This window comes from Pseudomonas frederiksbergensis (assembly GCF_003732665.1).
In the GTDB taxonomy this organism is placed as follows: domain Bacteria; phylum Pseudomonadota; class Gammaproteobacteria; order Pseudomonadales; family Pseudomonadaceae; genus Aquipseudomonas; species Aquipseudomonas frederiksbergensis_G.
Genome location: NZ_MOBP01000214.1, coordinates 1 through 299, shown reverse-complemented (window position 1 = coordinate 299; position 299 = coordinate 1). Strand labels below are relative to the sequence as shown.

1 protein-coding gene is annotated in these 299 nt (G+C 62.9%); it reads right to left on the bottom strand.

Annotation, left to right across the window (positions count from 1 at the left end):
- The coding region (locus BK665_RS33880; RefSeq protein ID WP_259699690.1) for a uroporphyrinogen-III synthase at nt 1-294 on the bottom strand (294 nt) is incomplete at its 3' end.
- Between the last annotated feature and the right edge of the window lie 5 nt (nt 295-299).

Sequence of the window (299 nt, the reverse complement as noted above, 5' to 3'; positions counted from 1 at the left end):
TTCGAGCAAGGCCTCACTGTGATGTCCATCAGCCGGGAAGCTCACATCGGGCCCGGCATCCTCCATGATTTGCGCGGTCGCGGCGCCGACGCTGAACCACTTCAGGTGCGCTGACTGCGGCCCATATTGGCTGAGCAGAGCGACGCCAAGCCGGGCCGCCGGTTTGCTGACCACGATCACCGCGCAAAGCCGATCCAGATCCCGGATTACGGTGCGCATTGTGTCAGAGGCGGCAATCGGCTCGAGCTCCAAAAGCGGCAGACAACTGCTGAAAATCCCGCTCTCGGCCAACACGCTGC